The sequence below is a fragment of the Bartonella sp. AU55XJBT genome, assembly GCF_028618525.1.
The window spans coordinates 72078-93746 of the sequence record NZ_JAQITC010000004.1 but is presented as its reverse complement, the minus strand read 5'-3'; the positions used below and the strand labels follow the sequence as shown (position 1 = coordinate 93746).

Annotated in this window: 20 protein-coding genes; all 20 read right to left on the bottom strand. The window is 39.1% G+C overall.

What is annotated here, in order from left to right; all coding sequences use genetic code 11:
- Positions 1-307 precede the first annotated feature (307 nt).
- Positions 308-1270 carry a tRNA pseudouridine(55) synthase TruB gene (gene truB, locus PVV70_RS03215; RefSeq protein ID WP_273757858.1) on the bottom strand — a complete coding sequence of 321 codons (963 nt, stop codon included), beginning with the start codon at positions 1268-1270 and terminating at the stop codon, positions 308-310.
- Between the two features lie 4 nt (positions 1271-1274).
- Positions 1275-1679 carry a 30S ribosome-binding factor RbfA gene (rbfA, locus tag PVV70_RS03210; RefSeq protein WP_273757857.1) on the bottom strand — a complete coding sequence of 135 codons (405 nt, stop codon included), beginning with the start codon at positions 1677-1679 and terminating at the stop codon, positions 1275-1277.
- Between the two features lie 124 nt (positions 1680-1803).
- Positions 1804-4332 (bottom strand): translation initiation factor IF-2, encoded by a 2529-nt coding sequence (gene infB, locus PVV70_RS03205; protein ID WP_273757856.1) that lies wholly within the window; start codon positions 4330-4332, stop codon positions 1804-1806.
- A complete protein-coding gene (locus PVV70_RS03200) occupies positions 4329-4964 on the bottom strand; it encodes an RNA-binding protein (RefSeq protein WP_273757855.1) in 636 nt (211 codons plus the stop codon). Before PVV70_RS03200 ends, infB begins: the two co-directional genes overlap by 4 nt.
- Positions 4965-6596 (bottom strand): transcription termination factor NusA, encoded by a 1632-nt coding sequence (gene nusA / locus PVV70_RS03195; protein ID WP_273757853.1) that lies wholly within the window; start codon positions 6594-6596, stop codon positions 4965-4967. It abuts the gene before it with no gap.
- A 47-nt stretch (positions 6597-6643) separates the two neighbouring features.
- Entirely contained in the window at positions 6644-7270 is a 627-nt protein-coding gene (gene rimP / locus PVV70_RS03190) for a ribosome maturation factor RimP (protein ID WP_273757852.1), read from the bottom strand.
- Positions 7271-7421: 151 nt separating this feature from the next.
- Complete coding sequence (locus PVV70_RS03185; protein ID WP_273757910.1) at positions 7422-8123, bottom strand: tRNA (guanine(46)-N(7))-methyltransferase TrmB; 702 nt, start codon at positions 8121-8123, stop codon at positions 7422-7424.
- Positions 8120-9388, bottom strand: a complete 1269-nt coding sequence (gene metK / locus PVV70_RS03180; RefSeq protein WP_273757851.1) for a methionine adenosyltransferase — start codon at positions 9386-9388, stop codon at positions 8120-8122. Before metK ends, PVV70_RS03185 begins: the two co-directional genes overlap by 4 nt.
- Before the next feature lie 131 nt (positions 9389-9519).
- The gene (locus PVV70_RS03175; protein WP_005774131.1) at positions 9520-9933 is read right to left on the bottom strand and encodes a helix-turn-helix domain-containing protein; all 414 of its coding nucleotides are present in this window, start codon (positions 9931-9933) and stop codon (positions 9520-9522) included.
- 149 nt (positions 9934-10082) lie between these two features.
- Positions 10083-11717 carry an apolipoprotein N-acyltransferase gene (gene lnt / locus PVV70_RS03170; protein WP_404977258.1) on the bottom strand — a complete coding sequence of 545 codons (1635 nt, stop codon included), beginning with the start codon at positions 11715-11717 and terminating at the stop codon, positions 10083-10085.
- Positions 11680-12705, bottom strand: a complete 1026-nt coding sequence (locus PVV70_RS03165; protein ID WP_273757849.1) for a hemolysin family protein — start codon at positions 12703-12705, stop codon at positions 11680-11682. The genes lnt and PVV70_RS03165 overlap by 38 nt, the downstream gene beginning before the upstream one ends.
- Before the next feature lie 91 nt (positions 12706-12796).
- On the bottom strand, positions 12797-13282 hold the full coding sequence (gene ybeY, locus PVV70_RS03160; protein ID WP_273757848.1) for an rRNA maturation RNase YbeY: 486 nt from the start codon (positions 13280-13282) through the stop codon (positions 12797-12799).
- Complete coding sequence (locus PVV70_RS03155; RefSeq protein ID WP_273757847.1) at positions 13279-14415, bottom strand: PhoH family protein; 1137 nt, start codon at positions 14413-14415, stop codon at positions 13279-13281. The genes ybeY and PVV70_RS03155 overlap by 4 nt, the downstream gene beginning before the upstream one ends.
- 129 nt (positions 14416-14544) lie before the next feature.
- Complete coding sequence (miaB, locus tag PVV70_RS03150; RefSeq protein ID WP_273757846.1) at positions 14545-15921, bottom strand: tRNA (N6-isopentenyl adenosine(37)-C2)-methylthiotransferase MiaB; 1377 nt, start codon at positions 15919-15921, stop codon at positions 14545-14547.
- A gap of 31 nt (positions 15922-15952) precedes the next feature.
- Positions 15953-16444, bottom strand: coding sequence for a ribosomal protein S18-alanine N-acetyltransferase (rimI, locus tag PVV70_RS03145; protein WP_273757845.1), 492 nt, complete (start codon positions 16442-16444; stop codon positions 15953-15955).
- The gene (tsaB, locus tag PVV70_RS03140) at positions 16437-17129 is read right to left on the bottom strand and encodes a tRNA (adenosine(37)-N6)-threonylcarbamoyltransferase complex dimerization subunit type 1 TsaB (RefSeq protein WP_273757844.1); all 693 of its coding nucleotides are present in this window, start codon (positions 17127-17129) and stop codon (positions 16437-16439) included. Before tsaB ends, rimI begins: the two co-directional genes overlap by 8 nt.
- Positions 17130-17506: 377 nt before the next feature.
- The gene (locus PVV70_RS03135) at positions 17507-18535 is read right to left on the bottom strand and encodes a YeiH family protein (protein WP_273757843.1); all 1029 of its coding nucleotides are present in this window, start codon (positions 18533-18535) and stop codon (positions 17507-17509) included.
- A gap of 48 nt (positions 18536-18583) precedes the next feature.
- Complete coding sequence (gene recR, locus PVV70_RS03130; RefSeq protein WP_273757842.1) at positions 18584-19189, bottom strand: recombination mediator RecR; 606 nt, start codon at positions 19187-19189, stop codon at positions 18584-18586.
- A gap of 30 nt (positions 19190-19219) precedes the next feature.
- Positions 19220-19543, bottom strand: coding sequence for a YbaB/EbfC family nucleoid-associated protein (locus tag PVV70_RS03125; RefSeq protein ID WP_139412799.1), 324 nt, complete (start codon positions 19541-19543; stop codon positions 19220-19222).
- 14 nt (positions 19544-19557) lie between these two features.
- Positions 19558-21501, bottom strand: coding sequence for a DNA polymerase III subunit gamma/tau (locus tag PVV70_RS03120; protein WP_273757841.1), 1944 nt, complete (start codon positions 21499-21501; stop codon positions 19558-19560).
- Positions 21502-21669: the final 168 nt, after the last annotated feature.

Genomic DNA, 21669 nt, shown 5'->3' with positions numbered 1-21669 from the left:
CTCTCATTTTAAATCTATTGATCTTATGTATATTGAATCAATAAAATCATTTTCTTGTATGTACAAACGGTGGCTAATGTGTGGGTAAAAACGATTGAAAAGGAATAAAAAGCCTCTTAGAAGTTTCTATAATATGAGGGTTTTAAAATTAGGGGATGGCAGAGTGTATGATGGTGTTGGCTTGTAGAACTATCTTTACATTTTGATATGAATGAGGTGAGTGTAGAGAAATGAAAAGCAACATATTTTTCTTAATCTTATAGGGAATAATATCTTTCAACAAGAGACGGTTATAAGAAAGAAACACTTAAATTGTGAAAATCCGCTTTGGTTTAAATAGACCTTTTCCGAGAATACCAATAGCAAGAAGTTGTTTCCTATAGAGGAGACAAACCTCCTCTTCATCAAGAAGTGTTTTATCAGCACATAAAGAAATAGAATGCCCCCTCATAACTCTCTGCGCTTGGGTTTCCGTAAGCGAATAATGAGGGAGACAATCTAATGCAGCTCCCGTTTCAATTAACAGCTCATCGAGTGCAGAGAAGCCTTTTTCAAAAGAACTCTCATTTACATCTGTGGTGTTTTTATTGAGCGATATTGCTGCTTTTAGTTCATCCCATGTAATGAGATCTTCTTCATCAAAAGGTGCGACGGCAATACGCCTTAAATCAGCGATATGCCCATAGCAACCCAGATCACGTCCCATATCGCGTGCTAGTGAGCGCACATAAGTTCCTTTTCCGCAGGTTATTTCAAAGACAGAGGACTCTTTTGACGGCATTTCTATGAACTCGAAAGTTTCTATTTCCACTTCACGGGGCGCAATTTCAACGACTTCTCCTTCTCGCGCTAGGTCATAGGCGCGATTCCCAGCAATTTTGATTGCTGAAAATTGTGGAGGTATTTGCAAAATAACACCTGTATATTGAGGAAGAAGAGCAAGTATTTCTTCTTGTGTTGGACGTTTGAGAGATGTTTTTGTTATTTTTCCCTCTAGATCATCTGTTGATCGCTCTTGCCCCCAAGCAATATGAAAACGGTAAGTTTTTTTGCCTTGCATCACGTAAGGAACAGTTTTGGTTGCTTCGCCCAAGGCAATGGGGAGAAGACCAGAAGCAAGAGGATCAAGTGTACCCGCATGTCCTGCTTTTTGCGCATGAAAGAGCCATTTGATTTGTGAGACAGCTTCTGTTGATTTCATTCCTTTTGGTTTATCAAGTATAACCCAGCCAGAAACAGGACGCCCTTTTTTTTTGCGTTGCCGTGTCATCTCTTTAATCCTCATCTTTATCACGATGAAGATCGCGCGCAACCTCAGGCGAGCGAAGGAGAGCATCAATTTTTGAAAAATTATCAAAACTATTATCAAGTCGGAAACGCAGTTCTGGCATATATTTCATTTGTCTCAATGCATGACTGATTTCTCTACGGAGAAAACGGCTATGTTTATTGAGGGTATCAACGACATCTGTATGGGAAGCATTTTTAAGCTTACTGAGAGGTGATACAAAGCAAGTAGCAATTTTTAAATCTGGAGACATACGCACTTCAGAGATAGAAATAACAACACCCTTCAAAACATCATCAAGCAAAATATCACGTTGTAGTATATGCGCTACCGCATGACGGACTTGCTCTGCTACTCTAAGTTGCCGTTGTGATGGCCCTGCATTTTTCATCAAAGTTTTATCCTTGCTCCAAGACCTCTTTTTTTGACCATCCAGATAAGGAAAAAAGAGACATTGTGTATAGAATTCCAATAACTTTTCTCATTTTAAAACAGAGTAAAGTTATTGGATCATTTTATAATGTGCGATTAATATGTTCGATACGGAAGGTCTCAATGATGTCTCCTGCGCGCATATCTTCATAATTTTCAAAGGCTATTCCACATTCTTGACCACTTTGCACTTCATTGACTTCATCCTTAAAGCGTTTGAGTGTTTTCAGTTTTCCTTCGTGAATAACGATATTATCGCGGATAAGGCGAACACCGGCTCCTCGTTCTATTTTACCTTCTGTAACACGACATCCAGCGACTTTTCCGATTTTTGTAATGTTAAAGACTTCTAAAATTTCAGCATTACCAAGGAATGTTTCACGCTGTTCTGGTGAGAGGAGACCAGACATGGCCGCTTTGATATCATCAACAAGATCATAAATGATGTTATAATAACGAATTTCAATCCCTTGTGTTTTAGCAAAATCACGCGCCTGTTTATTGGCTCGAACATTAAAACCAATCACAGCTGAGTTAGAAGCTTCCGCAAGAGAAATATCACTTTCGGTAATTCCTCCAGCACCAGAATGTACAACACGCGCACGAACCTCATCATTTCCTAGTTTTTCCAATGCTGAAGCGATTGCTTCAATGGATCCTTGCACATCTCCTTTAATAATAAGGGAAAACTCCTTAACACCAGCCGTTTGCAATTTCGTCATCATCTGTTCAAGAGAACCACGTGAACCAGTTTGTCGAGCAACAGCTTTGTCACGTGCTAGTCGTTGACGATATTCAGAAATTTCCCGTGCTTTTGCTTCATGCGTGACAACAGCAAAACGGTCTCCGGCTTGTGGTGTTCCTTGCATGCCTAAAATTTCAATTGGTGTGGAGGGAACGGCTTCTTTAACATGGCGACCATGGTCGTCAATCAAAGCACGCACCCGCCCCCATTCATTTCCGGCAACAATAATATCAGAAGGATGTAATGTCCCTTTTTGAACAAGAACGGTTGCAACAGATCCGCGTCCACGATCGAGTTTAGCTTCAATAACAACGCCCTCTGCAGTTCGTTGAGGATCTGCTTTTAGATCAAGCATTTCAGCCTGAAGGAGGATGGCTTCGAGAAGTTTATCAAGATTTTGACCAGTTTTAGCGGAAACTTCAACGTCCAAAGTTTCACCGCCCATCGTTTCAACAAACACTTCATGTTGTAAAAGTTCTGTACGCACTTTTTGTGCATTTGCAGCTGGTTTATCAATTTTGTTGATAGCAACAATAATAGGGACACCAGCAGCTTTAGCATGATTAATTGATTCAATCGTCTGCGGCATGACACTATCATCAGCGGCGACAACAAGAACGGCAATATCGGTAACACGAGCTCCACGGGCACGCATAGCAGTAAATGCAGCATGCCCTGGTGTATCAATAAAGGTAATTTTTTGACCGTTTTGTTCTACTTGATAGGCCCCAATATGTTGCGTAATGCCACCTGCTTCACCAGAAACAACATTGGCTTTGCGAATTGCATCCAGAAGGGAAGTTTTTCCGTGGTCAACATGGCCCATAATGGTTACAACAGGGGGACGCGGCTGCATATTTTGAGGATTATCCGTTATATTAAAGATACCTTCCTCTACGTCAGATTCTAAAACACGTTTAACAGTATGACCAAATTCAACAGCGATGAGTTCAGCAACATCTGCATCAATAACATCGCCAGGTTTCATCATTTGTCCTTGTTTCATTAAAAATTTAATGACATCAACAGAACGCTCAGTCATACGTTGTGCGAGCTCTTGAATGGTAATCGTTTCAGGAAGAACCACTTCGCGAGAAATTTTTTCTCTTGGTTCTTGGTTTTGTGCACGCTTAAACTTTTCCTGTCTGCGTCGCATTGCAGCCATTGATCGCCCCCGTGCACTCCCTTCTTCGTCCAATGCGCTATTAAGAGTCAGTTTTCCACGGCGCCGTTCATCAGCTCCTTTGACAATTTTTGGTGCACGTATTTCTGATTTAGCAGGATTAGCACGTCGGCTATGCCGTTCTTCCTCTTTATTTTCATCTATTTTGCGTTTTTCAATCAAAGTTGTGTTTTTAGGCGTAAGAGGAATATCTGTCTTTTCGATAAGGGGAGGTTCAGAAAAAACAGGTGGAATCTGTACCGACGACGATTCTTCTTCTTGTTTTTGAAGTATTTCTTTTTCTTTGATTTCTTGTTTTAAAATTTCTTCACGCTCTTTAGCACGCCTTGCTTCTTTTTCAGCTTGTTCTCTCGTTATTCTTTCTTGGATATGTGCTTCTTCTAATGCGCGAAGTCTTGCTTCCATTTCAGTCGATGAAAGATTGCTTTTGGACACAGATTCCTGAGGTTTTTTTCCCTCAAAACGCGGTTTAGAGCGCTGGGGTGCAACATGCGGTTTTGTAATAGGCTGCAAGGTCTCAGCTTTTTCATCAGGTCGCGTAATTTTACGTCGTTTGGTTTCGACAACGACAGCTTTTGTGCGACCATGGCTAAAATTTTGTTTGACCGTACTCGTTTCCAAGACAGACCGCTTGAGAGTTAGTGTCTTCTTGCCTGTTGTTTTGTCGTTGTTATTTTCACTCATTGTACTTCCTTCACGGCTTGTGCCGTCATCTCACCGTGCTTATTATGCTTGTCATCACGATAGCTGATCAATTTATATGTTGTTTTAAGAAATCCTTCAGCAGCTTTTGTGTCCAATAAGGCTGCGTGCATGACAGGATTAGAGCCAAAAGCCACACGCATTTCATCACTTGTAAATAAAGATATGGTTTTTATCGTCCGATTTGTTTGTTGTTGTATTGTATGGATGGCCTGTGCAATTTTTCGTTTTCCATCTTCTGTTGATTCTTTAGCATGAAGTACGAGAATAACTTGACCAGCACGGATAGCAGCGCCAACCTTGGTTGCTCCCATGACAACAGCGCCCGCTTTTCTTGCCATGGAAAGGCTTGACAGAGCAGCTTTGAGTAAAAGCGTATCAACAATATGCACAAGATTTGGTGCAACCTCAACATCTGTTTTAAAATTTTTATGAAAAGCTTTCTGTTTGATTGCTTTATCAATAACAGTGTGATGGGCAGAAATCCAAACGCCACGCCCTGGTAAATTTGCTTTAAGATCAGGAACAATTTGGTTATTGGGACCCATAACAAAGCGGATCAGCGTTTGTGCTGAAGCATTTTGTCGGGTCACAATGCAAGTCCGTTCATTCATTTAAAGTGTATCCACATCCAAATCATCTGTTTTTTTATTTTCTGCAGAATTTTCATCTTCTACAGGATTTTCTGTAATAAGATCAGCTTGGTCTATCCAGCCTGCTTGTACACGTGCGGCTAAAACCATAGCTTCTGCATCCGCGCGTGTAATGTCAAAAGGGGTTAAAATACCAGAAAAATTCTTTGTTTGACCTTCTTTGCGTTCTCTCCAACCAGCTAAATCATCAACGGCATAGCCAGCAAAATCTTCTATTGTTTTTACACCATCCTCACCCACAGCAACCAGCATAGCACTTGTCATTCCAGGAAGTGTTCTCAATTCGTCAGAAACCCCAAGTTTTTTGCGTTTTTCATCAAGTTCTTTTTCCTGATGTTCGAGATATTCGCGGGCCCGACTTTGGATTTCTGCAGCGGTATCATGGTCAAAACCATCAATAGAAGCAATTTCCTCAAGATCAATATAGGCAATTTCTTCAATAGAAGAAAAACCCTCTGATGCCATAACCTGTCCGATCATTTCGTCAACCTCTAAGGCTTCCATAAACAATTTACTGCGTTCAGTAAATTCTTTTTGACGATTTTCAGATTCTTCCTTTTCCGTTAAAATATCAATGTTCCATCCTGTTAGCTGTGAAGCTAAGCGAACATTTTGTCCACGTCGTCCAATAGCAAGGCTGAGTTGGTCATCTGGCACAATGACTTCAATGCGTTCAGCATCTTCATCAAGGATAATTTTAGAAACTTCAGCAGGTTGCAGTGCATTAACGACAAATGTTGCAGCATCAGGCGACCAAGGAATAATATCAATTTTTTCACCTTGTAACTCTGCAACAACAGCTTGTACACGGCTTCCTCGCATTCCCACACAGGCTCCAACAGGGTCAATAGAACCATCACGTGAAACAACGGCGATTTTGGCTCGTGAACCTGGATCACGGGCAACTGATTTGATTTCTATAATACCATCATAAATTTCTGGAACCTCCATAGTAAACAGTTTTACCATAAATTGAGGATGTGTGCGTGAAAGGAAAATTTGAGGTCCGCGTGTTTCACGGTGTACATCATTGACAAAAGCACGAATACGGTCCCCATAGCGGAAGGATTCACGAGGAATTAATTCATCACGACGCACAATAGCTTCACCGCGTCCTAAATCAACGATAACGTTGCCATATTCCACACGCTTGACTGTACCAGAAATAATTTCACCAACTTTGTTTTTGAATTCTTCATATTGCTGATCACGTTCTGCATCGCGTACTTTTTGTACAATCACCTGTTTAGCAGATTGTGCTGCGATGCGTCCGAAATCCATAGGAGGTAAAAGATCAGCAAAAAAATCACCAATTTTTGCATCTGCTTGGCGTTTGAGTGCATCGGACAAAGTAATTTCCGTTGTATAGTCTTCAACAACATCAACAATTTTAAGCAGGCGTTGTAATTTAATTTCACCTGTTTTGGAATTGATTTCAGCACGAATATTGGTTTCTTGACCATAACGAGAACGTGCTGCTTTCTGAATAGCGTCAGCCATCGCAGAAATAACAATTTCACGATCGATTGACTTTTCACGTGCAACAGCATCTGCAATTTGCAGAATTTCAAGCCTGTTAGCGCTTGTAGCCATCAATTTTCTCCTTCTTTGTGCCACACGATGGGTATTTCCCAGTGATATTATTTCTTGAAATTGAGCGTCTGTGTTGAGTTGGTAGGATTATCTTCAGGAATGAATTGTTGACTTAAATTTTTATTCTTTTTCAACGCATCGCGAATAAGCTCATCAGTAAGCACTAAATGCGCGCTTGTGATATCACAAAAAGAAATAGAGGTATACATAGCTTCTCCGTAAGCAGCTTTATCCGTGTTTAAAATAAATCCATCTTGCGTGATATTGGTAAGTATGCCACGAAATTTTTGGCGCCCATCAATGGTTATTTTGGTTTCAATTTTTGCAAGATGCCCTTGCCAATGAAAAAAATCAGATTTTCTGACCAATGGACGGTCAATTCCAGGCGATGAGATTTCTAAATGATATTTGCGTTCGATAACATTTTCCACATCAAGGAGAGGGGAAACAGTCCGACTAACAGTTTCACAATCTTCCACGGTTAGAGAACCATCGGCTCGTTCAACCATAATTTGAAGTGTTAGACCATTTTGTCCAAGAAGCTTTACACGAACCAAACGGAAACCTAAAGGCTTAAGCAGTGGTATGACAAGAGCAGCAACTCGCGCCTCGATACCATCTTCTTCAAACAGACGTGGTTCGTCAAGATTGCTTATTTTTTCAGCTTCGTTCATACATTTTATCCAAGTTATTTTCACCAGTCTTACGATATTAAAAAAGAGCAGGTCCCACGACCCACTCTTCATCATAAGACCAAGAATTGAGCTATTGATACTCTTAAATTCAAAATTTTTCAAGATGTTTATGAGAAAAGCACTTGGTCATTTATTTCTTGATAAAGGTAAGATAGGTAGGCGTTCGTCCTTCGCGTAAAGCTTTTGCTTCATAGCGGGTTCCTCTCCATAGTGGATAAGGGGTCTTCCAATCTTTGGGGCTTTCTGCTTGCCACTCAAAGTGATCATGGTGTGCACAATGATAGAGGGTCCAGTTTACATAACTGTCTATATCGCTAGCAAAGCGAAAAAATTTCCCCGTTTTAAGAACGCGAGCAAAACGGTTAAGATTTTTGACGTTGATGAAACGTCGTTTCCAGTGTTTCTTTTTAGGCCAAGGATCAGGATAGAAAAGATCTATTCCATCAAGTGAGTTACCAGGGAGCCAATCAAGCAGGCGTGTAGCATCATCATTATAGAGGCGAAGATGATTTTGATAGTGTGTCTGCTGTTCAAGGGAAAACAATATTTTTGCCATGCCATTGATAAAAGGCTCGATGCCGATAAAACCAGTTTGCGGAAAATGTTCCATTTCATGGAGTAAATGTTCACCGCTACCAAAGCCGATTTCAAGTCGAATTTCTTTTACTTTGTTTGAAAATAAGGATGTAAGATTTGAGGGAGGAGAGACATTCAAATCAATATTAAAATGAGGGAGAAGCATTTTTATACGCGCAAGCTGATTGTTTCGCAGCTGCTTTCCTTGTCGTCGTCCAAAAAAGGCTTCACTCTTGCGTATATTATGTTTAATCATGGGATTTTGATCATTGTTTGAAGTGTTTTCACGAGATCCGTTTTTTCCCATGAAAACGAACCATCATGCTTTGGTTTTCTCCCAAAATGACCGTAAGCCGCTGTTTTTGTGTAGATCGGTTTATTAAGGTCAAGATGTTTGCGAATTCCAGTAGGGGAAAGGTCCATTATTTTGCGAATGGCTGCTTCAATAACCTTTTCATCGACTTTTCCTGTTCCATGAAGATTAAGATAAATCGATAAAGGTTGTGCGATACCAATTGCATAGGAGAGCTGAATGGTGCACCGCTCTGCTAAATGAGCAGCAACAATATTCTTTGCCAGATAGCGTGCTGCATAGGCTGCAGAACGATCAACTTTTGTTGTATCTTTTCCCGAAAAGGCTCCGCCTCCATGGGGGGCTGCACCTCCATAAGTATCAACAATAATTTTGCGCCCCGTCAGACCAGCATCGCTTTGAGGACCGCCAATGACAAATTTTCCTGTTGGGTTAATATACCAACGACACTGAGCTGCAATGGGAATATCATGTAAAGCTTGACGAATATAAGGCTCAACAACTGTACGTACTTTGTTGGAATCCCAGCTCTCGTCAAGATGCTGCGTTGAAAGAACGATGGATGTGACCTCTACCGGCTTTCCATTTTTATACCGTATCGTTATTTGGCTTTTGGCATCTGGTCCTAATTTTCCAGTTTCTCCCTCTCCTTTATGACGGGCTGCAGCAAGAAGTTTAAGAATTTTATGCGCATAATAAATTGGTGCAGGCATAAGGTCAGGTGTTTCACGACAAGCATATCCAAACATGATACCTTGATCACCTGCTCCTTCTTCACCATGCCGATCCGTTGCATTATCAACGCCTCTTGCAATGTCAGCGGATTGGGGGCGCAAAAGAACATCAATTTTAACAGTTTTCCAATGGAAACCTGCTTGTTCATAGCCAATGGCACGAATAGCATGGCGCGCTGCTGTACGAAAACGTGTAGGGTTAATGAGTGGAAAGCCAGTTTCATCGTAGATAAATTCTTTATTTTTATTTTTTTTTAAGAGCGTATCGGGAACACGAACTTCACCAGCGATAACAACACGGTTGACACTGACGAGAGTTTCACAAGCAACACGGATTAACCAGGGATCAGTACCAGTTTTTTGTGCTTCTTTATAGATCATATCAACGATTTCATCGGAAATACGATCACAAATTTTATCAGGATGCCCTTCCGATACCGATTCGCTCGTAAAAAGATAATCTTGATGCGGCATAGGAACTCCTTCAAAAAAGAAAACCAATAATTCAATTAATTGCCTACTAAAGCTTCTACGATTTGCGAATATCATAGCAAATCGTCAATGCAAATTGATATAAACAAGAGAGAAAAAATGTAAGTTTAATTTTATAGCTTATCTGTCAAATCTTCCTCAGACAGTGCTTTTGCCAGGTCAATGATTTTTCGACGCACTTTAGCATCAGATATATTCGTAAAAGCCCGCATGAGCTGGATACCTTCGCTGCTAGAACAAAAATCCATAAAATTGTGATCACTTTCAGCAAAACCTTCTACTTGTTGAGAGGTAAGACCTTTATCAAAAAAGTAAGAAACAGGAACATCCATAATTTCTGCTATCGCTTGAAGGCGACTGGCCCCAATACGGTTTGTTCCTTTTTCATATTTTTGGATCTGCTGAAAAGTAATTCCTAATTTTTCACCTAGCTTTTCTTGAGTAAGTCCTAAAATATTACGACGTAAACGGATACGAGTTCCAACATAGATATCTATAGGGTCAGGTTTTTTTCTAGTTTCGGTCATAATGTAACTCTTTAATTTCCAGCACTTTTCTTTTAAACCAACATCAGATTTATGCGAAGCTGGTTTATCATACAATTAAAATAATATGTAATATTTTTTCCCAATATTACTGGTAAACGCAACATAATACCGTACAATGAGCACTTGAATCATTTAGGCTGTTTTGTAAAACCAAAACCAATACGACACAATAGCATAAGGATGAATAAGATAAAAGTAGCGAAAGTTCTGTATTCATTGCTTCCTATAGGGGTAATAGATGATGGAATTTTTGAATCAATAATGCCCACAGCATTTTGTTGAAGAGCTACAACGATTCGTCCATAAGAATCAATAACAGCTGATACTCCATTATTGGCTGCTCGTATGAGGGGGATTCCCAGTTCGATGGCACGAAGCTGTGCTTGTTGAAGATGTTGATAGGGGCCTGGTGTTACACCAAACCATGCATCATTTGTAATATTAATGATTGCTTGAGGCGGGGAACCTTTAAAAGTCATTTCATGGGGAAATATTGCTTCATAACAAATCAACGGTAGATAAGAAAATCCGTTTGGCATTGTGACAGTTTTGCGCACATGTGCAGCACTATATCCACCAATATTATCAGCGAGAATACGCAATCCAATTTTTTTCAATAAATTCTGATAGGGAAGATATTCACCAAAAGGAACCAAATGAAGTTTATCGGAAGTGTGTAAAATATTTCCTTGAGCGTTAATGACTGCAATTGTATTAAAATATTGTGTTTGGGAATGAGGGAGATCATCACTGGCGCGTATCGCACCGATAATAGCCCATTGTTTAGGTTTTAAAAGAGAGGCAATGTGCATTGTGATAGATGAGTTATCATAGAGAAGGTAAGGAACGGATGCTTCGGGCCATACGATAAAATCGGGTTCTGGATTTTTACCAGTTATTGGTGTTGCGCTCAGATGCATATGCGCTTCCAATATAGCTTCTCGTGTATTATCGCGCAATTTTATATTTTGTTGGATAGAAGGTTGAATAATGCGCACCCAATAATTTCTCTTTTGATCTTCAGCTGTATTCTCTATTTTATGGAGACGATAAAATCCAAAACCACTGTGAATGAATATAAGTGCTAAGCAAAGGGAAAGTGCTGCTTTCTTTTTTTCATCCGTGAGTAAAACTGTTGGCAAACTGTAGGTTAAGACAGCAAGAATATTCATTCCGTAAAGTCCCACGATTGCATCAGATTGCATGAAAATTGGGGTTGGCATGGCTGTATAGCCAAGAGCATTCCATGGAAATCCTGTGAATAAGAACGCACGCAACCACTCGGCCCATCCTAAGGCAAAGGCTAAAACAAAAAAGCGTGCTATTCCTTTTGTCCATAATAAACCGATAATAAAACCAGAAAAAAACCAATACAGAGAAAGGTAGAGAGGAGGAAATAAAATGGCTAGTGGGACTGCCCAACCAAAAGAAGCTGGATCTGTCAATAAAGCGTTACAGAGCCACCAAAGTCCGCAAATAAAATAACTAAAACCAAAAGTTCCACAGCTTAAAGCGTAGGTAAAAAAATGTTTTTTATTGTTTGGAGAGGATTGTATTGAGTCAAGTAAAACGATAAAAATGGGAAAAGTTAGAAAGCAAAGAGGTGTTAAATAAAAGGGTGGCAGTGCAAGGGAAGTAAGAGCACCACATAGAAATATCCATGCTTGTCGCTTCCAGCCGGTAATAGAGAACAAAAAAACGATAAAATTATTTAAAAACGCTCGACTATTCTTTAGAGATGGCATTGTTTTCAAAATTTTCATTTTCTGGAATGCGAAAAATGTGCAATCGCTTAATTCGGCGTTTATCAGCTTCTAAAATACGGAATTTATAGCCAGGAACAGCTTCGACAACTTCACCTTTTTCAGGAATACGATCAAGAATGGAAACTATTAAACCACCAATAGTATCAACCTCATCACCATATTCCCCTACGATAAAATCAGGTCCAAGAGCTTTTTCCACATCTTCTAGTTCGGTTCTTGCATCAACAAGCCACTTATTGTTGTGTTCGCGTACGATCGCATTGTCGACATGATCATGTTCATCTTCGATATCACCAACGACCAATTCAACAATATCCTCCATTGAAACGAGACCATCTGTTCCCCCATGTTCATCAATAACTAGAGCCATTTGTGTTCGTGTGGTTTGCATCCGTGTTAATAATTTGCTTGCAAGCATAGAACTTGGAACAAAGAGAACGGTTCGGATCAAATCTAATTCACCGATTGGGGTATGTAAATCTGTATGGTTTAATGGAAGCAAATCGGATTTTTGTTCGTGTTTTGTAGGGTTGATAATAAAGCGAGTCATATAGTTAAGAATATCGCGGATATGGATCATGCCGCGTGGATCATCTAAAGTTTCAGCATAAACAGGGATGCGAGAATGACCAATTTTTGCGAAACATTTAAGGGTTTCTCCAAGTGAAGTGTTTATTTCCAATGCTTCAATTTCAGAACGCGGTATCATAACATCATCCACGCGTGCTTCACGTAAGCGTAAAATATTATGCAGCATAGTACGTTCTTCAGGTGAGAAGAGGGCGGTATCTTTTTCATTGTTAGTTGCAAGTGCAACGGTAAGATCATCGCGCAGTGACGTAGGCGCACAATTACGGCCCCGTAAGAATGAAAACAAATGATTCATCAGGGAATATTTTTCTGTATGATTCGTCTGTTGAGAGGGATCTTTTTCATTATTAGAAGATGTTTGACTATTATTTTGTTCATTTATTTTGTTGGTCATGGTTTTAAAATCTTCTAAACTTTCTTTTTATGATAGGTGAATGAGATGCTTTAATTGGTATGCTCGTCATATTGATGTTAAAAGTTAAATTCTATCCATTTATAGACAATTCAGCATAAGGATCTTTTATGGAAAGCTTTTGAAGAATTTCTCTTTCGAGCTTTTCCATTTGATATGCTTCATCATCAGTTTCATGGTCATAGCCAAGCAGATGCAAGATACCATGAACAATCATATGCGCTAAATGGTCTTGAAATGTTTTTCCTTGTTTTTCTGCTTCGAGCACAACAGTTTCTCGCGCAATAATAATATCACCCAGCATGGGACCAGGAGGGTTTCCAGCTTTAATTGGGAACGCTGGAAAAGATAATACATTGGTGGATTTATTTTTACCCCGCCATTGTGCATTGATTTGTGCCATATGTTCATCATCCGTAAAAAGCAGACTAATCTCGCTTACAACATTTTCCAACGAAACATGATGCATCGTTACCGTTAATGCTTTTTCGGTGATATTATAAAGCATTTCCTCATCATTCCACCCTGCACTTTTAACCATTATATCAATAATAATCATGATGAATCAAATTCATTTTTTAATGTATCGCATGCGCGTGATTTTTTTTTATTTTGTATTTCAGAATCACGATCATAGGCATGAACGATAGCAGCAACAAGCGGGTGGCGTACAACATCTTTTTCATCAAAGCGCACAATGGCAATATTTTCTACATTTGAAAGAATGCGGATTGCTTCAATGAGACCTGATTTTTGCCCTATAGGCAAATCAATTTGGCTTACATCACCGGTAACAATCATACGTGTTCCTTCTCCAAGACGTGTGAGGAACATTTTCATTTGCATGAGCGTAGTATTTTGTGCCTCATCGAGAATAACAGCAGCATGAGCAAGCGTTCGTCCGCGCATAAAAGCAAGAGGAGCAATTTCTATGACACCAGAAGCTAAAATGCGTTCTATTTTTTCAGCGGGCATCATATCATAAAGAGCATCATAAAGTGGTCGTAAATAGGGGTCGACTTTTTCTTTAAGATCACCGGGAAGAAATCCCAGATGTTCTCCAGCTTCAACAGCAGGACGTGAGAGAATAATTCGCTCAATGATACCACGTTCTAGAAGCATTGCAGCATGAGCAACAGCAAGATACGTTTTTCCTGTTCCTGCTGGTCCTATACCAAACACAAGTTCAGTATGCTCCATAGCGCGTATGTAAGCATCTTGTGTTGGGGTCCTTGCATGAATTATTTTTTTATGGGTACTCAACCGTGCTGGTATACGTTTCGTTGCAGATTTATGTGTTATTGTGTCTTCTTTCTGCTTCTGTGGGATATTCGCCATAGCAATCACTCCTTTTATATCTGATAAAGTGAGCTCTCGATCTGTTTTGGCACGTTCATAAAGCTGCTGCAATACATATTGCGCACGCCTTATAACAGAAACATTTCCATGGATTAAGATTTCATTACCACGTGGATGAATACTAAGTTTGAGTTTTTTTTCGATATAAGCAAGATTTTCGTCAAATTTACCAAAAACCACTTTTGCGTATTGATTATTTTCGAAAATCAAAACAACTTGACTCGTATCTGAAGCGCTTTCTCGTTCCAAGGGATCAATTTTTTCAATGTCAGCATTTATTTTTTCAGTTGAAGCTTTCAGCCTATTCTCCATATCGACATAAATATTAAACATTTTTTTGAGTAAACTCTATAAAAGACAAATTCTCTTTCATAAAAATTCATGCTTTAGATGTAATCATTTTCTTTGAAAATAAAAGAGTTTTTCAAAATATTTATTGTGAACAAGGTGTTAGAGGCCTATTTATCTATTTGTCACTTCACCGACAAAACTATTTGAGCTTACATTTTTAATATGCGTTGTTACCACACAGCCTGTAGAAGCATCTGTATCCACAACAACAGGTAAAAGCCAAGGGGAACGTCCCACCATTTGTCCTGAGTGACGTCCAGGTTTTTCGATAAGAACATCCGTCTTTTGACCAATTTTAGAACGCAAAAAAGTATTTTGCTGTTCAAGGAGGAGAACTTGTAAATATTGAAGTCGGGCATCTTTGACAGCTTCATCAACATGATTTTTCATTGTGGCTCCTACTGTTCCAGGACGGGGGGAATATTTAAAAGAATAAGCTGAACTGTATTGTACTTGTTGAATGAGCTTAATGGTTTCTTCAAAGTCTTCATCTGTTTCCCCTGGAAACCCTACAATAAAATCACCTGAAAAGGCAATATCTGGCCGTGCAGCCCGAATTTTTTCGATAATATGAAGATAATAAGAGCTTTTATGTTGCCGGTTCATCGCTTTTAAGATGCGATCTGAGCCTGATTGAACAGGAAGATGCAGGTAAGGCATTAACATATCAAGATCTCGATGCGCGGCAATAAGGCTATCATCCATATCACGTGGGTGGCTGGTTGTGTAACGCAAACGCTTTAAACCATCCAGTTTTGCAAGATGATAAAGAAGATCACCAAGACGCCAGGTTTTGCCATCTGCACTTTGTCCATGCCAACCATTAACATTTTGTCCAAGCAGCGTAATTTCTTTAACACCCGCTTCAATGAGTTGACGCGCTTCTTCAGTAATTTGCTCAACAGAGCGCGATATTTCAGCACCGCGTGTGTAAGGAACAACACAAAAAGTGCAAAATTTATCGCATCCTTCTTGTACTGTTAAAAATGCGCTAACACCGCGTTTTCTTACTGCACGTTTATTATGAGGTGGCAAATGAGCAAATTTATCTTCAACAGCATAATCTGTTTCAATAATTTTTTTACCTTGTTTGGCTTTTTCTAACAATTCTGGCAAGCGATGATACATTTGCGGACCAATAACGAGATCCACTGTTGGAGCGCGACGCAAGATTTCACTTCCCTCAGCTTGTGCAACACAACCTGTTACACCAACTGTCAAGGGTTTATCAGGTGTTCGTTCTTGACGCATAACGCGCAAACGACCAAGATCAGAATAGAGTTTTTCTGCTGCTTTTTCACGAATATGACAGGTATTAACAAGAATAAGATCGGCATCATCAGGTGTTTGTGTTGTCACATAGCCTTGCGTACTGAGACTATCAGTCATCCGCTGGCTATCATAAACATTCATTTGACACCCATAGGTTTTGATAAAAACCTTTTTAGGAGCAGCAGGAGATGTATTTTCAGGATTTACTTTATTCATAGTGCCTGTTTAAATGTTTTTTACATAAATCTCAATCTCTTTGCTTAAAAGTTTTTTGCATGATAATTGCATCACCGCGACCATTTTTTGACGGGTAGTAGGCCAGACGTTCAGAAATTTTTTGAAATTCAAAGCGTTGATAAAGGGTTAAAGCAGAAAGGTTTGTAGATTCTACTTCCAAAAATAATTTTATAACGCGCTTATCGTGAAGATAGCGAATTGTATGATCAATAAGTAGGGTAGCAATTCCTTGTTGACGATAATGAGGATGGACAGCAATTGTGATGATTTCTGCTTCATCAAGAATGAGACGGCATAAGCAAAAGCCTAAAATTTGATCAGATTGATTAATAAGAAAGACTTTGTATCCGAAGATAGAGTGATCTGTTAAAAAGGTATCAAAAGTTGTTTTTCCCCAAGCAGGGGTAAAACAATGTTGATGAATTTGGTGAAGAGCAGTACTGTCCTTAACGTGTAGTGGAGCAATTCCAAAATGCTTTTTTGTCAATGAAAATTTAAACATTATTTTTTCGTGGTAAAGCAAAATTGGTTTGTTGTTTTGCGTCAGCGCTGCGTAGATAGAGGGGGCGAGGTGAATTTTGTGGTTGTTTGTTTGCAGCAAGATAAGCATAGTTTACAATATCCGCTGCTTCGCAAGGGATTTTTTCCAAGACAATTTTTTCATTTATTTTATGGTTTTTAATATGCTGCATAACGATATCAGCTGCTGGGCCAGTCAGGCGGGTTTTTTGGGGCAAATCATCGAGGATATTTTCAATTGTTTTTAAGTTTGGTGCTCCCAAAGGAGTGAGATCATTATGGAAATCTTGATGGTAGAACATCTCTCTCCCTGCTTCAATGACAACAGTAATTGCTGATGTAGTATTTTTACGGGGTGTGACTTGTGCTGCTAACGCTTCAAGTGCACTCACTCCAACAGCTGGTATCTCAAGTGCTAATGCCAAAGCGCGTGCCGTGGCAACACCGACACGCACACCAGTAAATGATCCAGGTCCAATGCTGACAGCAATACGCTCAACTTGATCAAGCGTTATATTGGCTTGTGTCATTATTTGTGTAATCTGCCCGATAAGTCTTTCAGCATGTCCTTTATTCATGCGCTCATCGATACGCGCAATAACAGACTTATGATGAATGAGCGCAACAGCACAATAAATTGAAGCAGTATCGATAGCAAGAATAAGCATAAAAATATTTTAATTGAATAAAACGATAGACAAAAAATCTACAGTATTTTTAATCTTTCTTATTGTTGTATAGTCCATTTGTATGAAAGTTGCTAGTACCAATAAGCAACAATATCTTTTTATGGAATAAGACGAAATGTTGATTTGATCCTTATTTGTTTTAGTTATCAATAAATTAATTTATAATGATAATTTATTTTTTCTATGTTCAATTTAAACCCATAAATCAAAATCATTTTCTTACATATCATAAGCAGAGTTAGCTTATAGATAAAGTCATTTAAGAAAGGATTATTTAAATGAAAGAGCTGTTTTAATAATATTGGCAATTGTCTGAGTTTATCGCATGTTCCGTTGAAAAAAGAAACAAGAATATTTCAAAATGTTATATGATTTAAATCATTCAATTGTATCATGATAAGGCTACAAATACCGAGAATAATTATAGAGCAAGTTGAAGCTAAAATCACGCGCCATCCTGCTTTTTTTAATGAACGAATATCAACACCTAGTCCTAATGCAGCCATTGAAATGACTGTGAACAATTGAGTAATAAATTTGATCGGATTGAGAGCTGTTTCGGGGATAAGATTGCTCGAGCGGACCAACATCATCATCATAAAACCAATAATAAACCATGGAATGAGAGTATGCCAACGAAAGTGTATTTGTTCTGATCGACGATAGATGAGTGACAGGGCAAAAATAAGAGGGCCTAACATGAGAACGCGTACCAATTTAACAACGGTTGCAATTTGAACACTCGCAAAAGAGACAGATGCGGTAGCTGCTAAAACTTGTGGTACAGCATAAACAACCATCCCAGCAAGCACACCGTATTGGTTAAAGGATAAATTTAGAAGTGGATGTGCAAAAGGGAGACATAAAATAATAAGGATCCCCAAAAGAGCTGTAAAAGCAATTGATGCAGCAATCTCTTCGTGTTTTGCTTTAATGACGGGGGCAACGGCAACAATGGCTGAGTTTCCACAGATAGCATTTCCGCACGCAACGAGCATTGCCAAATGTTTAGAAAGTCCGAAAATGCGCCCGATGATAAAGCTGAGAAGAATGGTTACAAATATAACGAATACAATGCTTGCAAGTAAATTCCAACCGGTGGAAAGAACGGCATGAATACGAATGCTTGCACCTAGAAGGACAATAGAAACTTCAAGAAGTGTTTTGGCACAAAAATTGATACCTTTTTGAAAATAGGTTGGCATCGTAAAACAACTACGAGTAACAGATCCTAAGAGAATTGCTAAAACAAGACTTTCAAGCCATGCTTGCCCAAAAAGCTGTTTTTCTAGAACTTCTAAACCATACGCTAAAGCTGATATGAGTAAACATACTAAAATACCAGGACCAAAATTGTTTAAAAGTGAGAGGTTTTTCTTTAGCATTTGGATATTCCCCTATCATTAAAGAGCTAAAGGCTAAGATGAAAAATTTTAAAGATTTGTTCTTGCTTGTACAGCTGCTGCTAAAGTTCCATCATCAAGATAATCAAGCTCACCTCCTACAGGAACACCATGAGCAAGTCGTGTAATTTTTACTGAAAAATTAGAAAGCTGATCGGTGATGTAATGAGCGGTTGTTTGTCCTTCGACAGTTGCATTGACAGCAAGAATAATCTCCATAATTGGGTTTTCTACAACACGTTGTATTAAGGTGGCAATGTTGAGTTCGTCCGGACCTATTCCATCTAAGGGTGAGAGTCGTCCACCCAATACATGATAACGTGCGGCGAGAGTTTTTGCGCGTTCAAGAGCCCACAGATCAGCAATATCCTCAACAACAATGATCGTTGTATCATCACGTCGCGGATCGGTACAAATTGAACAAGGATCAATGGTATCGACATTGCCACAAACAGAACAAATGCCGACTTTTTCTATCGCTGTTTGCATTGCTGCTCCTAAAGGCTCCAGCAAAGTTTCCTTTTTTTTAATAAGATGAAGCGCAGCACGACGCGCTGAACGTGGTCCAAGACCTGGCAACCGTGCTAAAAGCTGAATGAGACGCTCAATCTCAGGTCCTGCAATGTATTTAGACATATATTTTGTCCCGTGGGGAAAAATGTTTCATTAAAATGGAAGCTTGAAGCCTGACGGGAGCGGTAGCCCTGCCGTCATACTTTTGGTTTTTTCTTCTAGTGCATTATCAATTTTTGTCCTTGCTTCATTATAAGCCGCCATAATGAGATCTTCAAGAATTTCAGCTTCCTCAGGTTTGAGTAATGAAGGGTCAATTTGAATTGCTGTTATAATATTTTTGCCATTTAAAGTGATACTGACGAGGTCGCCCCCTGCAGTGCCGGTAGCTTGCAGGTTAGCCATTTCCTCCTGAATTTTCTGCATTTTTTCTTGCATTTCTTTGGCTTTTTTCATCATGCTCATCATTTCACGCATAGGAATAGGTATCCTTATTCATCATTGCTATCGTTTTCATTTTCAAAGAGATCAGTATTTTTAAAGGTATCGAGGGGTAAATCAAGATCATTTTCTTCTCGATTAAGTCGAATATCGACAATTTTTGCTTCTGGAAAATGGTTGAGGATTTTTGCGATATCCGGATCTGTCTCTGCATTGGAAAAAAGAGCCTTTTGAATCGCTACACTTTCTTCCTGTAAGGTTGGACCGCCGCCTTCATTAACAAAAGTTATCACATAGCGTTTTTCAGCCCATTGAGAGATTTTTTTTTCGATATCATGAGCAAGAAACTGTGGGGTATTTTCAGAAAGTCTTAAAGTAATATGCCCAGTTTTAAAAGAAACAGGATGAACAAATTCTTTAATAAGGAGTTTGAAAGGTACATCATTATGCTGTTCGGCTAATTTAACAATATCGTGTAAAGAATTAATCACGAGAGTTTTAGGTTCAGTAATCTCTCCTGTTGTTTGGGTGACAGACTGCGATACATTTGCACTCTTTTCAGAAAGTTTAGTCGATTGAGAATTTTCTAGAGTTTCTGTTACTTCTTGGGCGTTGGTTTTATCAGGTGTTTGACTTTTAACAAAATTTTCTGGTTTTAAGGAGTGGTCTAATGGGGCGTCTTGCAAGGATGTTTTTAAATCGGATTGATTTGGTAATGTATTTGAAGCGCTCGAGGAAGCATGGCTATCCATTGTTGTTTCTTTTGTTATATTATCTACATTTATCGATTCTTTATGAGAAGAGTTTGCAATGAGCGTGAGAGGTGTTTTTTCTTGCGTAAGTTTTTTTAAAGCTTCATCAAGAGTGGGGAGATCAGCTGTATGTGCAAGACGAATTAAAAGCATTTCTGTTGCTTGCAGTGGACGTGCAGTTTGGTTAACTTCTTGTAAGCCTTTAAGTAACATTTGCCAGTTTCGAGATAAAACAGGAACGGAAAGTCTTTTTGAAAAGTCTAAACTTCTTAAACGTTGTTCTTCAGTTAGTGAGAAATCTTCCACTATTTCTGGTGTGAAACGTAAACGTGTGACCAGATGATTAAAATCGGCTAATTCTGTTAATATTGTAAGAGGATCAGCACCTGCATCATATTGACTGCGTAATTCATGTAATGCATTGACCACATTGCCCTTCATGATAAATTCAAAGAGATCAATAATACGTGCTTGATCCGCTAATCCTAGCATTGTACGCACGGCAGCGGCATTAACATCGCCATTGCTATGGGCAATTGCTTGATCAAAAATAGATAATGCATCACGTGCAGAGCCTTCTGCAGCACGAACAATCATAGAGAGTGCTTGATCTTCTACTTCGACCTTTTCATATTTCGCAATTTTGCGCAAATGTGCACTCAAAGCCTTTGATTCAATTCGTCGCAAATCAAAACGTTGGCAACGCGAAAGAATTGTAATGGGAACTTTTCGAATTTCTGTTGTGGCAAAAATAAATTTCACATGGGATGGTGGTTCTTCAAGCGTTTTCAACAAACCATTAAAGGCTTGCGTTGAGAGCATATGGACTTCATCGATAATATAAACCTTATAGCGCGCAGAAACAGGACGATAGCGTATTTGTTCAATAATTTCACGAATATCGTCAATGCCCGTATGAGAAGCAGCATCCATTTCTATAACATCAATATGACGCCCTTCGATAATTTGTGTGCAGTGTTCACCAAGAGAGTCCAAGATGGTTGTTGGTTGGTCAATATCTTTTGTTTTATAATTGAGCGCACGTGCCAAAATACGTGCTGTTGTGGTCTTACCTACACCACGAATCCCTGTTAACACCCACGCTTGCGCAATACGACCTTTTTCAAAGGCATTGGTGAGAGTACGCACCATAGCTTCCTGACCAATGAGGTCAGAAAAGTTTTGAGGTCGATATTTACGAGCAAGAACACGATAGGCTGTTTCTGCCGGTACATTTTCCATGAATGTTTCCAACTTTGAAGTTCTTTATGCGTACATTTTGATCATACACAAGGCATAGGTCAATACTGCACTCTCATATAAAAGGATTTTTTCTCAATCAATGTATTTCTTATGGGATATTTGTTTAAAAACAACCAAATCCCTTTACATGCTGCATACAAATGATGC

What these genes read in the sequence shown, in the direction of transcription:
- recR (WP_273757842.1), bottom strand. Translation starts at nt 19,189, where the DNA reads ATGTCTAAATACATTGCAGGACCTGAGATTGAGCGTCTCATTCAGCTT.
- rbfA (WP_273757857.1), bottom strand. Translation starts at nt 1,679, where the DNA reads ATGAAAAATGCAGGGCCATCACAACGGCAACTTAGAGTAGCAGAGCAA.
- rimP (WP_273757852.1), bottom strand. Translation starts at nt 7,270, where the DNA reads ATGAACGAAGCTGAAAAAATAAGCAATCTTGACGAACCACGTCTGTTT.
- PVV70_RS03120 (WP_273757841.1), bottom strand. Translation starts at nt 21,501, where the DNA reads ATGGAAAATGTACCGGCAGAAACAGCCTATCGTGTTCTTGCTCGTAAA.
- miaB (WP_273757846.1), bottom strand. Translation starts at nt 15,921, where the DNA reads ATGAATAAAGTAAATCCTGAAAATACATCTCCTGCTGCTCCTAAAAAG.
- metK (WP_273757851.1), bottom strand. Translation starts at nt 9,388, where the DNA reads ATGCCGCATCAAGATTATCTTTTTACGAGCGAATCGGTATCGGAAGGG.
- rimI (WP_273757845.1), bottom strand. Translation starts at nt 16,444, where the DNA reads ATGTTTAAATTTTCATTGACAAAAAAGCATTTTGGAATTGCTCCACTA.
- PVV70_RS03175 (WP_005774131.1), bottom strand. Translation starts at nt 9,933, where the DNA reads ATGACCGAAACTAGAAAAAAACCTGACCCTATAGATATCTATGTTGGA.
- nusA (WP_273757853.1), bottom strand. Translation starts at nt 6,596, where the DNA reads ATGGCTACAAGCGCTAACAGGCTTGAAATTCTGCAAATTGCAGATGCT.
- PVV70_RS03185 (WP_273757910.1), bottom strand. Translation starts at nt 8,123, where the DNA reads ATGATTAAACATAATATACGCAAGAGTGAAGCCTTTTTTGGACGACGA.
- infB (WP_273757856.1), bottom strand. Translation starts at nt 4,332, where the DNA reads ATGAGTGAAAATAACAACGACAAAACAACAGGCAAGAAGACACTAACT.
- PVV70_RS03135 (WP_273757843.1), bottom strand. Translation starts at nt 18,535, where the DNA reads ATGCTAAAGAAAAACCTCTCACTTTTAAACAATTTTGGTCCTGGTATT.
- lnt (WP_404977258.1), bottom strand. Translation starts at nt 11,717, where the DNA reads ATGAAAATTTTGAAAACAATGCCATCTCTAAAGAATAGTCGAGCGTTT.
- PVV70_RS03125 (WP_139412799.1), bottom strand. Translation starts at nt 19,543, where the DNA reads ATGCGTGAAATGATGAGCATGATGAAAAAAGCCAAAGAAATGCAAGAA.
- PVV70_RS03200 (WP_273757855.1), bottom strand. Translation starts at nt 4,964, where the DNA reads ATGAATGAACGGACTTGCATTGTGACCCGACAAAATGCTTCAGCACAA.
- PVV70_RS03165 (WP_273757849.1), bottom strand. Translation starts at nt 12,705, where the DNA reads ATGACCAACAAAATAAATGAACAAAATAATAGTCAAACATCTTCTAAT.
- ybeY (WP_273757848.1), bottom strand. Translation starts at nt 13,282, where the DNA reads ATGATTATTATTGATATAATGGTTAAAAGTGCAGGGTGGAATGATGAG.
- tsaB (WP_273757844.1), bottom strand. Translation starts at nt 17,129, where the DNA reads ATGCTTATTCTTGCTATCGATACTGCTTCAATTTATTGTGCTGTTGCG.
- truB (WP_273757858.1), bottom strand. Translation starts at nt 1,270, where the DNA reads ATGACACGGCAACGCAAAAAAAAAGGGCGTCCTGTTTCTGGCTGGGTT.
- PVV70_RS03155 (WP_273757847.1), bottom strand. Translation starts at nt 14,415, where the DNA reads ATGTTTAATATTTATGTCGATATGGAGAATAGGCTGAAAGCTTCAACT.